This window comes from Leuconostoc mesenteroides subsp. mesenteroides (assembly GCA_009676745.1).
Classification (GTDB): domain Bacteria; phylum Bacillota; class Bacilli; order Lactobacillales; family Lactobacillaceae; genus Leuconostoc; species Leuconostoc koreense.
This window is the reverse complement of sequence record CP046062.1, coordinates 848,544-861,767: the sequence shown is the minus strand read 5'-3', so window position 1 is coordinate 861,767 and position 13,224 is coordinate 848,544. Positions and strand designations below refer to the sequence as shown.

At 36.3% G+C, this 13,224-nt stretch carries 9 protein-coding genes; all 9 read right to left on the bottom strand.

Translation table 11 applies throughout. The annotated features are described in order from the left end of the window. Positions 1 to 25: 25 nt before the first annotated feature. The 9 genes from uvrB to gtfA all read right to left on the bottom strand — a co-directional run bounded on the left by uvrB (position 26) and on the right by gtfA (position 13,223). Positions 26 to 2,035, bottom strand: a complete 2,010-nt coding sequence (gene uvrB / locus GJV51_04440) for an excinuclease ABC subunit UvrB (GenBank protein QGM25251.1) — start codon at positions 2,033 to 2,035, stop codon at positions 26 to 28. A 112-nt stretch (positions 2,036 to 2,147) separates the two neighbouring features. Beyond that, positions 2,148 to 4,286, bottom strand: coding sequence for a sulfatase-like hydrolase/transferase (locus GJV51_04435; GenBank protein ID QGM25250.1), 2,139 nt, complete (start codon positions 4,284 to 4,286; stop codon positions 2,148 to 2,150). Positions 4,287 to 4,337: 51 nt separating this feature from the next. Continuing rightward, positions 4,338 to 4,601 (bottom strand): DUF1797 family protein, encoded by a 264-nt coding sequence (locus tag GJV51_04430; GenBank protein QGM25249.1) that lies wholly within the window; start codon positions 4,599 to 4,601, stop codon positions 4,338 to 4,340. Then, a complete protein-coding gene (locus GJV51_04425) occupies positions 4,594 to 5,631 on the bottom strand; it encodes a flippase-like domain-containing protein (GenBank protein QGM25248.1) in 1,038 nt (345 codons plus the stop codon). The genes GJV51_04430 and GJV51_04425 overlap by 8 nt, the downstream gene beginning before the upstream one ends. 9 nt (positions 5,632 to 5,640) lie before the next feature. Next, on the bottom strand, positions 5,641 to 6,648 hold the full coding sequence (locus GJV51_04420; protein ID QGM25247.1) for a glycosyltransferase: 1,008 nt from the start codon (positions 6,646 to 6,648) through the stop codon (positions 5,641 to 5,643). Continuing rightward, positions 6,649 to 7,875 (bottom strand): glycosyltransferase, encoded by a 1,227-nt coding sequence (locus GJV51_04415; protein QGM25246.1) that lies wholly within the window; start codon positions 7,873 to 7,875, stop codon positions 6,649 to 6,651. It abuts the gene before it with no gap. A gap of 174 nt (positions 7,876 to 8,049) precedes the next feature. After that, positions 8,050 to 9,831 carry an ATP-binding cassette domain-containing protein gene (locus GJV51_04410; GenBank protein ID QGM25245.1) on the bottom strand — a complete coding sequence of 594 codons (1,782 nt, stop codon included), beginning with the start codon at positions 9,829 to 9,831 and terminating at the stop codon, positions 8,050 to 8,052. Next, positions 9,831 to 11,549: an ATP-binding cassette domain-containing protein gene (locus GJV51_04405; GenBank protein QGM25244.1), complete on the bottom strand. Its 1,719-nt coding sequence runs from the start codon at positions 11,547 to 11,549 to the stop codon at positions 9,831 to 9,833. The genes GJV51_04410 and GJV51_04405 overlap by 1 nt, the downstream gene beginning before the upstream one ends. A gap of 195 nt (positions 11,550 to 11,744) precedes the next feature. Then, complete coding sequence (gene gtfA / locus GJV51_04400) at positions 11,745 to 13,223, bottom strand: sucrose phosphorylase (GenBank protein QGM25243.1); 1,479 nt, start codon at positions 13,221 to 13,223, stop codon at positions 11,745 to 11,747. Position 13,224: the final 1 nt, after the last annotated feature.

Here is a 13,224-nt window from a genome sequence, read left to right as displayed (position 1 = left end):
CTCTTTTTCGTTTATCTTAGTTCAATTAAAGATTAGCACGTGCTTTTAATTCCATTACCGTATCACGTAATTGGGCCGCCTCTTCAAAGTCAAGTGCTTTAGCTGCTGCTTTCATTTGACTCGTCATATTATCCACAATAGACTGTTGCTCATCTTTAGGCAAATCGTTAAACGCCACCTTTGTCAAATCAACAGCTTTTTCTTTAGTGGCAGCATGTGTGACAGATATTAAGTCACGAATATCTTTCTTAATTGTTTTCGGTGTAATACCATGTTGGGTATTATATTGTATCTGAATTTCTCGTCTGCGGGCTGTTTCATCAATAGCTTCACGCATAGATTTAGTCATCTTATCCGCATACATGATAACATGTCCATTTTCATTACGCGCGGAACGACCAATCGTTTGAATCAATGAACGTGGATTACGTAATAATCCTTCTTTATCGGCATCCAATATTGCTACTAAGGATACTTCAGGAACATCAATTCCCTCACGCAATAAATTAATACCAATTAAAACATCGTATTTACCCAAACGTAAATCACGGATAATTTCCGTGCGTTCAAGTGTTTTGATATCCGCATGTAGATAAGCTACTTTAATTCCCAAATCTTGCAAATAATCGGTTAGATCTTCAGCCATACGTTTGGTTAATGTTGTGATAAACACACGTTCATCACGCTCCGATCGCTTCGTTATTTCCCCGACCAAATCGTCAATTTGTCCCATAACAGGTCGCACTTCAATTTCTGGATCAAGCAGGCCCGTTGGTCGAATAATTTGTTGAACAACATGTTTTGAATCGACACGCTCATTTTCATAATCACCAGGTGTCGCTGACATATAAATAATCTGGTTAACATGTTTTTCAAATTCAGGAAGTTTTAAAGGTCGATTATCTAGCGCACTTGGCAAACGAAAGCCATAGTTAACTAGCGTTTCTTTTCTAGCTTTGTCCCCATTGAACATGCCACGAATTTGCGGCATGGTAACATGACTTTCATCAATAACAATCAAAAAATCATCTGGAAAAAAGTCAATTAATGTAAATGGTGGTTCACCCGCCTGACGACCATCCATCCAGCGTGAGTAATTTTCAATACCACCAACAAATCCCATTTCTTCAAGCATAGCTAAATCATATTCTGTACGCTGTTTAATACGTTGCGCTTCTAATAACTTACCCTCTTTTTTGAACAATTCAATTTGATCGTTCATTTCCTGACGGATACCGTCCAATGCCACCTGCATTTGATCGTCATCGGTCATAAAATGTTTTGCTGGAAAAATAGCTACATGATCACGGTCTGCTATCGTTTCTCCTGTCAAAGAATTAATTTCTCGAATCCGCTCAACTTCATCACCGAAAAATTCAATGCGCAAAGCCATTTCATCTTGAGAAGCAGGGAAAATTTCAATCACGTCACCACGAACACGAAATGTTCCACGATGAAAATCAATGTCATTACGAGTAAACTGCACATCAATCAAATCACACATTAATTGATCCCGCTCATACTCATATCCAACACGTAAACTGATAACATGATCCTTATACTGGTGCGGGTCTCCTAAACCGAAAATAGAGCTAACGGAGGCGACTACAATAACATCATTACGTTCAAGCAGCGAACTAGTCGCTGAGTTTCGTAATTTATCGATTTCATCATTCACAGCTGAATCTTTTTCAATAAATGTGTCAGAACTTGGAACATAAGCTTCAGGCTGATAATAATCATAATACGAGACAAAATATTCTACTGCATTGTTAGGAAAGAACTCTTTTAGCTCACCATACAACTGTCCAGCTAAAGTCTTATTATGACTTAAAACCAACGTTGGCTTCTTTACCTCCTTAATCACATTTGAAATAGTAAAGGTTTTACCCGTTCCCGTGGCTCCGAGTAATATCTGTTCTTTAACATGATGATTAATGCCACCAACTAATTTTTCAATAGCTTGTGGCTGATCACCGGTTGGTTCATATTGAGACTTAATTTCAAATTCATGTTCTATCTGTCGCTCTACCATTGACGTTCTCTTTTCATAAATCTGCTTATTATTTCATACTTAGTACACTATCGTTTCATTATAACAAAAAACGAACAAACGTTCTACATGAGCGCTTGTTCGTTTTTTGTGATCACTTGTCATCATCATCAGAATCGTTTTTTAATTCCGGTGCATCTGTGACATAATCGCTAAGTGTTGATTTCCCTTTATTCTTAGCCAATACACTCGAAGGGTTAGACTCGAGTGCTTTTTTAAGGGAAGCTAGTCCCTCATCTTTTTTATAACTATAATTCTTTTTGTTAATCAGATTAAAATCAGAATTTGACGTATCAAAGCGTAGTAAGTCGCCTGTAATAACTGCATCTGAATGACCCAAAACTTTTGTTGCATAATCGGACATTTCTTTGGCAACTTTTTGTAATCTTTTATCTGATTTGAGCGTAACTTGATCACCAGTTTTAGTATTAAAATACTGGTTATTATATTTCGTATACGCTGGCGTTACCCAATCACCATCACGGAAAACAACTTTACCATCGTACTTAGAAGATAGCATATCTTGGCCAAACATGGTCATATTCTCATCTGGAATACCAAGAACGTCCATTAAAGTTGGTAACATATCAATTTCACCGCCATATGTATGGTCAACAAAACCTTTTAGTCCTGTCGCATGAATCATAAATGGTACTTTTTGGAAGGTAGCTAAGTCATTATTAGTAAGTTTATCTTTACCAAGTAGCTGTGCAATGGCATCTTGATGGTTTTCAGAAATGCCATAATGATCACCATACAAAACAAATACAGAGTTGTCATACAAGCCAACTTCTTTAAGATAATTCATCAGCTCAGCAAATGCCTGATCCAAATAGTGCGCTGTTTGAACATAACCATCAACTGTTTTGTCCCCAGTTTTTGTTGCTGGGAAACTGATATTTTGTTTATCTAAATCATATGGATAGTGATTTGTTACAGTTATTAACTTCGCATAAAATGGTTGTGGGAGCTGTTCAATATACTTCGCACTGTCTCGCAAAAAAATTTTATCTTTCATCCCATAACCAATGTTATAGTTTGCTTTGTTTGCATTAGCATAATAAGCTTTAGAGAAAAAGTAATTATAACCAAATGATTTATAGGTGTTATCCCGGTTCCAAAAACTTGCAACATCCCCGTGGAAGGCGGCAGTTGTATAGCCTCTTTGTCCTAAGATAGCTGGTAATGACTCAAACGTATTACTCGTACCATACTTGACCATGGCAGACCCCGTAGCCAAACCATATAGAGAGTTTTCTTGCATCATCTCTGCATCAGATGTTTTACCCTGACCAACTTGGTTATAAAAATTATCAAAACTGAGTGTATTTTGATCGTGATAGAACTGGTTCAGGTTGGGGGTAACTTCTTGCCCATCAACTTTATAATCTATTAAGAACTGCTGAAATGATTCCAAATGAATCATAAAGACATTTTTACCTTTTTGCGTACCATAATACTGAATATTGGCAGGTAATTTTTGCGTAGCAACAAACTTTTTTACTTCAGCTAAATCAGATGGCTTTGCTCGTTTTCGACTTTCAGTTTGATTATACGTTTGTACAGCATTAAACACAGCATATTCATTCAATCCTAAATATTTAACAATGTAATTATTGTCAAACGAACGAGTCAATAAACCTGAACGATCTGTTGATGCGATACCGTAATCTACTAACATCAAGATGACACCAAAAAGTGTTGTTAAAATAGCAAACTTTTTTTGAACACCTTTATGGTCAATCGTTAATTGCTTGAAAACAACCAGTAGAATTAAGATTACAATATCAATAAATACAAGATAATCTGTCCAATGAATAATTGCCGCAATCGATTTACCAAGATTTGTCCCAGTTGAACTACCTGAACCCAAAATACCCATCGATAGGAAGTCTGAAAATTCTCTGTAGTATAGCATATTCGCAAATAACCATACTGATTGAATCAAATTAAAAATAATTGCCAACCAATAACTGGTTACACCACGAAAATACAAGGAAATACTTAAAAATATAATAGCCGTTGGAATGGGATTCAAAAATAGTAAAAATTGCTGCGTTGAACCTTCCACGCCTAAATTAAAATTCATATGATATTCGGCATATGTCTTCAACCACACCAGAACGACGTTTAATATAAAAAACCAAACTATCGGTGCCGAAGTATCCATGGTCCGTTTTACTTGGTGCCAGAGGTTTTTGGGGTTTGAGATGCGTTTTAATAAACTTATCATTTGTTATAAACGTGCCTGGTAACATCCTAATCGCATGTGTTGGGCACCCTCCTAATAAATTAGTTTGAAATCATGTAAAACATCATAAATTTCAATTGCAACTAAATCAATGTCATCAAACTGAAACTGTCGTATTTCACGATGTTCTTGAACTGTCCAGATTCTTGTCAATTGATCATACGTAACCTGTAAAGCTTCAATGCCAAAAGCATCAAAACGACGCGTTTGTACGCTGCCATCTGTTGAATCAATCATAGCACGTAACCGACTTAAAATTTGTTTCAAATTACTCGTATTGTATTTGTTGTCAAGCATCGTCACTTCTCCTATAATGGTGAGCAGGAATAATGTAAGCAATGATTCCTGCAAAGATACCAAAATAATAAGTAATAAATCGCCAGAGTAAGATAACGAGAATCAATGTCGCTGGATTTTTAACAAAAGGTGAGAACAATAATTGAAAACTAAGCTCCGCACCACCAACACCACCTGGAATAGGAAATAAAGAAATCACCATAACAATCATAATATTCATTGTTACTATCAGCCATGGATTAACAGACTGATATCCAAAGGCACGTATGACAAAATAAGGTATCATATAGAACGTAATTAGTTGTAGTGAAGTAAAAAAAGTGGCGCCAATCAATGCTTGCCAACTGCTAATCACGCGACGTGATTCGGTATGAAAATTATCAATCTTTTGCTTAATATTCGCAATTAATCGCTCAAAACGCTCGCGACGCATCATCTTTTTTACAACTATTGACACTAAATCAACTAAGCGTAATGTTAATGATGGCCAAAACATAACTAATATAATCCCAATAATTACTACAGCATGAATTGCTATGGCAAAAGGAATGAATGTTGCGAAGGTGGGATCAACCTGTTGATAAATAAAATGTTCGGCAGAGATATAGCCTATTATAAAGAATACCACAACAACAACTTGATAGACTAAAAACTTCATAAGAATAACAGACATTGCTCGACCAGTTTCTACTCCAGATCGCGATAAGCCGTATAATTGTGCCGGCTGGCCGCCAGTTGCAAACGGCGTGACGCCTGTTCCCAACAAATTTAGTAGTGGAACTCTTAATAAGGACAAAACTGTGGTGTGACGCCGATCTTCTTTGCTCAATAAGGTCCTTGTCGCAGCCGCCTCAAGGAAAATTGATAAAATCATCGTGAGCAGACCAAACAGTAACCAATGCCAATCCAAATTTTCCAACGCTACGGACAACTGGTGTCCTTTACCACTTAATTCTTTGGTTAAAAAATAAACGATAATAGCCGTCAGAACAATAACGACAATCATTGATAATCTATTACGTTTGAACATCGCAATTACTCACCCTTCTAACACCATTTCATATACCGCTTGTAACTTTTTCCCAATTTCAGGTAGATTTCGTGTTTGAGCTAATTTATAGCCTGTTTCACTTAAGTTAGGTGACTCCCCGGTTAAAATTTTTTGCATTTTGATTTCAAATTCATCTAAATCACAGGCTTTATAGCAATTTACCCCATTTTGTAGCCATTTTTTATATACAGGAATGTCACGAACTAAAACATTTTGCTTGGAAGCTAAAGCTTCTAGTACCACAATGCCTTCCGTTTCTTCGTGAGAAGGATACAAAAATAAATCTGCACCTTGGAAAGCACCACGAATGACATCTCCAGCGATATATCCAGGAAAAATTAAATTTCGTGGGTGATTGCCTTTTATCAAACGACTTATCTTATGAGGTACTAATCTTAAATCAGTGTAACCAAACCAAATAAAAATATACTCAGGATGCCTTTTAGCTAGTTCAACAAAGTCTAAAATACCTTTCCGCTCAAAGAAAAGCCCTACACTCATAATCACTTTTTGATCATCTGCCAAGTCAAAGTATTCACGAAACTTTTTTATTTTATCATCGTCATGCTGATATTTTTCTAAGGGAATACCATTAGAAATAGGAATGATTGGTTGGTTTAAACGGTATCCGCGCAGCAACTGCTTCGAGTAAGGTGTCGGCGTAATAATCGCGTCAGACTTACTATAAAGCGATACTAAGTATCGTTTAAATAGCGGTGCAATAGCATTAGAACCAGTAAAAGAATTTCGAAAATCTTCATAAGTTGAATGCCCATGGTAAACAACTTTTTTTCCCAATTTATGCGCCTTATTAACCATATGATGGCTATTCACACCATATGTATTAATGTGCAATATATCATAATCAACGGACTTGATATCAGTAGTTACTTCAACATCCGTGTAAGATAATGCTTCTTTTTGTAACTTTAACGCACGCCCAATACCAGATTTAGCTATTAAATTTTGATTTTCAAAATAAAGTAAAACTTTCAATTAATTTCTCCTGAATGGATTACGTAGGATACGTTTCATATATCCCACTTCTTCATCATTGGGATACTCATCTTCCACATCGCTAGCATGATAACTGGCCAAAACATCGTCATAAAATGCTAAAACACGTGTTGCAAAAGTATTTGCATCCACGTCTTTCATTTTTTTATGCCGATAAGCGATATCATGTTCCGTATTGGGTCGTCTAAGATATTTTGTAATACCTGCTAGTAGTTCATCATAATCACTCACCAATGTACCAATAGCTTCATTATCAACCAAATTATCTAAGTAAGGTGAATGTATAGCCACAAACGGTCTATCTGCTGCCATCGCCTCAATAAATGTTAAGCCTTGCGTTTCAGTATCTGAAGAACTTACAAATACGTCCGACATTTTATAATAATCAAAGATATCGTCATGATTGACCATTCCTGTAAATATTATTTTGTCTGCCAGAGCGAGTTCTTCAACCTGCTCTTCTAGAGATTTACGTGCTGGACCATCGCCAGCAATAACTAACCGTGCTTCGGGTATGGTCTGTAATACCTCAGAAAATACAGAAATTGTCACACTAATATTCTTTTCAAACGCTAAACGTCCCAGCGACAAAACAATAGGTTGTGATTCAGAGAAGTGATACTTTTCTCGTAAGTTAGTTTGTTTCGTGCTATGCTCTGGTAAACACACACCTGTTGGAATAACTCTCATAGGCGCAGTAACACCGTAACGACGCAACGTATCTTGAACGAGATTCGACGGTGCAATCACACCCGCCATACTAGCCATATAAATCTTCATAATACGTCCGACGCCATGTGGACCAATCAACATTCCCTTAGCAAAGTAATGGGTGTAATCTTCATACATCGTATGATAGGTGTGAACAGCAGGAATTTTTAATTGTCGTGCTACAAATTTACCCATTAAACCCAAAGAAAATTCTGTTTGGGTATGTACAATATCAAGATGTACGGATTTGGCGATTTCAACAGCTTGAATCAAGCCACGAAATGCGAGTCGCCGATCTTTAAATCCAAGATATGGTAGGCTGGAAAAACGATAAATATGCGATTCAAATTTATTTTTAGGTATCTTGGGGTCAGTAGATGTGAAAATATAAACCTCGTGCCCCTGACTTTCAAGTGCTTCTTTAAGTGTCTTAATCGAAGTCGCAACTCCACTGACTTGTGGAAAGTACGTGTCCGTAAACAAACCAATGTTCATTGTTTTCTCCAATGTTTAAAAATATACAAATTTCTATAAAAGCAATACTGCTATTATAACATTTTACGTAAAAATGGTCGAATACTGATGCATTTGTTCTTTACATAAAAAAAACAAATATTTTTTCATCCTTTACAACCTAGGAATTCAAAATATTTGTTGGTTTTTTCTATGTTACTCAAATACCATTTGGTTATGGTACAATTCTGAATAAAATCCGCCTTCAGCAACTAATTCTTGATGTGATCCTTTTTCAATCACTTGACCATCTTTAAGAACAACAATTTTGTCAGCACCAAGTATTGTTTTTAATCGGTGCGCAATAACAAAACTCGTGCGTCCAGCAATAACATTATCCATCGCTGCTTGAATTTTTGCCTCTGTTACCGTATCCACGTTAGATGTTGCTTCATCTAGTATTAAGAAATCCGGATTAGTTAAAATTGTGCGAGCGATTGATAATAGCTGTTTTTGCCCTGTTGAAAAGACTGAATTTTCGTCATCTACTTTGGTCTGATAACCTTCTGGCAAAGTCATAATGAAGTCATGAATGTTCGCTTGTTTGGCAGCATCAATCATTTCTTCTTCGGTAGCATTCGGTTCACCGAATTTAATATTGTCTGCAACAGTACCACTAAATAATACTGATTCCTGCAGCACAATGCCAATATGATCACGCAAAGACTGCAAGTCTAACTGACGAACATCAGTGCCATCAAACTTCACAGCACCTTCTGTCACATCATAGAATCGATTCAATAAGTTCATAACTGTTGTTTTTCCTGAACCGGTCGGACCAACAAGGGCTATCATCTCGCCTTTTTTAACGTCAATTGAAACGCCGTGAAGAATTTCTTTGTCATCATTATATCCAAAATGAATATTTTCTAGAGTAACACCTGACTTTAAGTTAGCTAATTTCTGACCATTTTCAGGGTTAACTTCTTCAGCTTGTTCATGGACATCACTCAAACGTTTGGCCCCAGTAACAGCTAACTGCAACATATTATAAATAGATGTGATTTGTGTAATTGGTTGGTAATATTGCTGTGAATAGTTAACAAACACCACAATTAATCCCAAGCCAACCGACTTATCCATACCGTCATGAACAATTAACCATGATCCAAAGAAAATCACAATAGCTAAGTTCAACAATGACAATCCTTGCATTAGAGGAAACAACATACCAGAATACATCTGTCCCTTATAAGTAGCTTGCTTCACTCGCTCATTATAAGGACCAAAATTAGCGATTGATTCTTGTTGCAATCCTTGCGTGATAATAATCTTCTCACCATTAATTTGTTCGTTAATATAGCCATTCATACGGCCGGTTTCAGCTTGCTGCGTGTCAATATATTTTCTAGCACGACTAATCACAAACCAAGCAACAACAATAGCAACTGGGGTCGAAGCCATCGTCACCCATGCTAATTTGACATTCTGCTGAAACATCATAATAATGATGCCAACAAACAAAGCAGATTGTGATAGAAGTTGGAAAATAGCTTGATTCATCGCGTTAAAAATATTGTCTAAGTCAGACGTGAACAAAGATAAAATTTCACCATCTTGATGTGTGTCAAAATATTTAATCGTCATCCTTTGCAATTTAGCAAATAGACCAATTCTCATTCGACCTGATGCTTCTGAACTAATACGACTAGATATAAAACTAGAAATAAACATTGTCAATGCTGTTAAGGCAAAGAAAACCATCATTGCTTCCAGCGCATGATAGAAAGGTGTTTTGCTAGCAGAAGCCTGCGTTTGAGGATTCAAATATTGACCTAAATAGGTCGATAATTCTGTGATGGCTTTTCCCATGTAGACTGGTGCTTTAACTTGAAAATAAGTTGAAGCTATTGTCACAACAACAACAAAAGACAATGCTAACCAATAACGCTTAAGGTATTTTGCGAAATATTTAATTGCTTGTTTAATATCTGCCATTATTCTGCCCCTTTCGCTTTTTGTGTTTGATAAATTTCAGCATAGACAGGTGAATTTTTTAACAACTCGTTATGTGTACCGATACCAACTACCTTACCCTCATCCATTACTAAAATGCGATTAGCATGAATAACTGAACTAATTTTTTCAGCAATTACAATTGTCGTTGTTCCTTTTAGTTCTCGATCAAGTGCTTCTTGAACCAGCTTTTCAGATCGCGCATCTAATGCCGATGTTGAATCATCTAAAATCAATATTTTAGGACTACCAACAACACCTCTCGCTATAGAAAGACGTTGTTTTTGACCACCAGAGAAATTGGCAGACCGCTCTTCAACAGTATGGTCAAAACTATCTTCATACCGGCTAACAAATTCCGCAGCCTGTGCAATTTCAGCAGCTTTTTGAAAATCTTTTTCGTTAGCATCTTTTTTACCTTGACGCAAGTTTGCTGCAATCGTACCACTAAACAATATAGCCTTTTGTAAAACAAACGAAACCGCAGTTCGTAACGATTTTTCATTTACTGATTTAAGATTTACACCACCAACAGCTATCTCACCTTCCGTAGGATCATATAATCTTGGAATTAATTGTGCAAGTGTTGTCTTACCCGATCCAGTTGCGCCGACGATACCAATCATCTCACCTGATTTAATATCAAACGTTACGTTTTTTAAAGCTGGTTTAGTATCTCCAGGATAGGTAAAAGAAACATTTTTGAATGAAATGTCTCCGTTCAAATCACGCTCGGGCGCATCTTGTGCATAGATTAAGTCTGGTGTGGTATCCAAAATTTCTTTAATACGTCTTAGAGAAACAAAACCACGGGATGCAAAGGTGGCCATCATACCACCTATCATGATAGCAAAGAGTATTTGCATTAAATAGGAAGTAAAAGAAGTAATCGCAACTAAATCATTAGGATGCTTGACAACATCGCGGCCTACAATTAAAATAGCTGCGCCAATGGCAACATAAGATATTAACATGAACATCGGCATCATAGTTGAAAATAAATAACTAACCGTCGTGTTGACATGCGTCAACTTGTTAGAATTATCCGTAAAGCGGTTCGTTTCATTTTCTTCTTGGTTAAAAGACTTGACAACACGAACACCTTGAAGGTTTTCCTTGGCTAATGTGTTCGTTTTATCAATTAGCGTTTGAATTTTAGCAAAGAACTTTCCCATTTGCTTAAAAATCACTTGCGAAGCCATAAAAATCAATACAACCATTAAAATGACAATCCACCACAAACGCGGTAATGTAATCAATGCCAAAATAAAAGCACCTACAAACAGTATCGGAATACGTGTCAAAGACTGTAAAATCATCATGATTAGTTGCTGCACTTGATTGACATCATTTGTCATACGGACAACCAAGTTACCTGCTGAAAACTTTTCAATGTTGCCAAATGAGAATGATTGTATTTTTTTATACTCGTGTGCACGAATATCTGCAGCAATCGCTTGTGAAACTTTGGATGCAAAAACTGTATTAATTACACCAGCGACCAATCCGATTAAAGCTAAAAATAACAGTTGAAATCCGTAAGTAATAACCTTATTTTGATCATCAGCGATAATTGCTTTCATAACCTGTTGCAGTAACCGTGGTTGCCACAATGATGCAACAGCCATAATAACCACCGCAATAATTGAAAACATAATATCACGAGTATACGGCTTTGCATGTTCTTTTAAAATTTGCATTTTATTTCCTCTTTCAAGACATTAAAAATTAATGTTACGCTATAGAATGTCATTTTTCAACTACTTAATACGCAATTAGTATAGGAAAGATTACTTTTCCTGTCAATGTAAAATATACTAATTATTTACTATTTTTCAGCACATAAAAAACCAGTACTTTTCGTACTGATTTTTTAATCATTTATATATTTAACATTAGAATTGTTTCTTATCAGCTTCTTTGTTAACTAATATTTCTTCACCATTTGCAGTGATTGTGAATGTCTTATCAGCAGCATTAGCAACCAAGACTGCAACATTTTCACCAGACTTATCCTTACGAGTAATCTTGATTGTTGTGTCAGATGGTGTCTCAACATCAATTGATCCATCCAAATCAAATGCAGCAAAGTTGTTACGCCATGACAAAAGCTTCAATAATTTAGCAACAACTGGGCGCTTAACTTCTTCCTTAACTTCATCAACTGAGTAGTAGTGACGGTTGATATTACGACCTTCTTTTGAAGATTCAAGCAATTCAATATCATTTTCACCGGCCAACAAACCAACATAATAGATTTGTGGAATACCAGGTGCAAACACTTGGAAGACACGACTCAGTAAGTACGCAGCATCATCATTTCCCAAAGCTGAGTAATATGTTGAGTTAATTTGATAGATATCCAAGTTGTTGTATGAAGCAGAAGAATATGTCTTCTTCACGTTAGCACCAACTTTGTATAACTCTTCAGATGCATAATCAATTTCTTCATCAGTCAAGACATCACGTGCATCAACAACACCAATACCGTCGTGCGTATCCAAAGTAGTAAATTGCTTCATTGGTGACATCTTTAACCACTTAGCCAATTGATTTGTCTTACCTGAGTATAATGTATAAAGTGTAGTCATTGGCAAAGCAAAATCATATGTGAAGTAACCATGATCATTGATCTTCTTAGGAATTGAATAGTGTTCATGAATTTCTGGCAAAATTTCGGCCTTTAGAGGTGTCAAAATTTCACGAACCTCGTTCAATGTGTCCCAAATTTCAGGTTCAACGAAGAAGTCATTTGTGTCAACTTTTTTAACAGCGTATGCAAAGGCATCCAAACGAATTAAGTTAGCCCCATGCTTCACCATATCTTCAAGAGTTGTCTTGATAAATTCTTTAGCGATAGCTGAGTTTACATCAATATCAATTTGTTCTTCACCAAATGTGTTCCACAAATTTTCAGTTGTACCATCATCAAAAGTAATTTCTTGAGTTGGTGCCTTATCCTTACGCTTGTAAATCAAGTCAACATCAGCTTGTGTTGGACGATTTTCACCAGCCTTGGCCCAGAACTTTTCCCAGCGAATGAAGAAATCCTTATACTTTGATTCATCATGATTCTTCTTGAAATCTTGATACATAACAGACTCACGTGAAATGTGGTTGATCATGAAATCAAACATCAAGTAATATTCTTCACCTAATGCTTCTACATCACTCCAATCACCAAATGCTGAATCAACACGTGTATAATCAGACGGTGCAAAACCACGATCTCCGGTTGATGGGAAAAATGGCAACAAGTGAACACCACCAATAGCATCACCAATATCTTCCTTCAATACCTTATGAACGTCCTTAAGGTTTTTACCCAATGAATCAGCATATGTGATAAGCATTGCTTTGTTTTGAATTTCCATA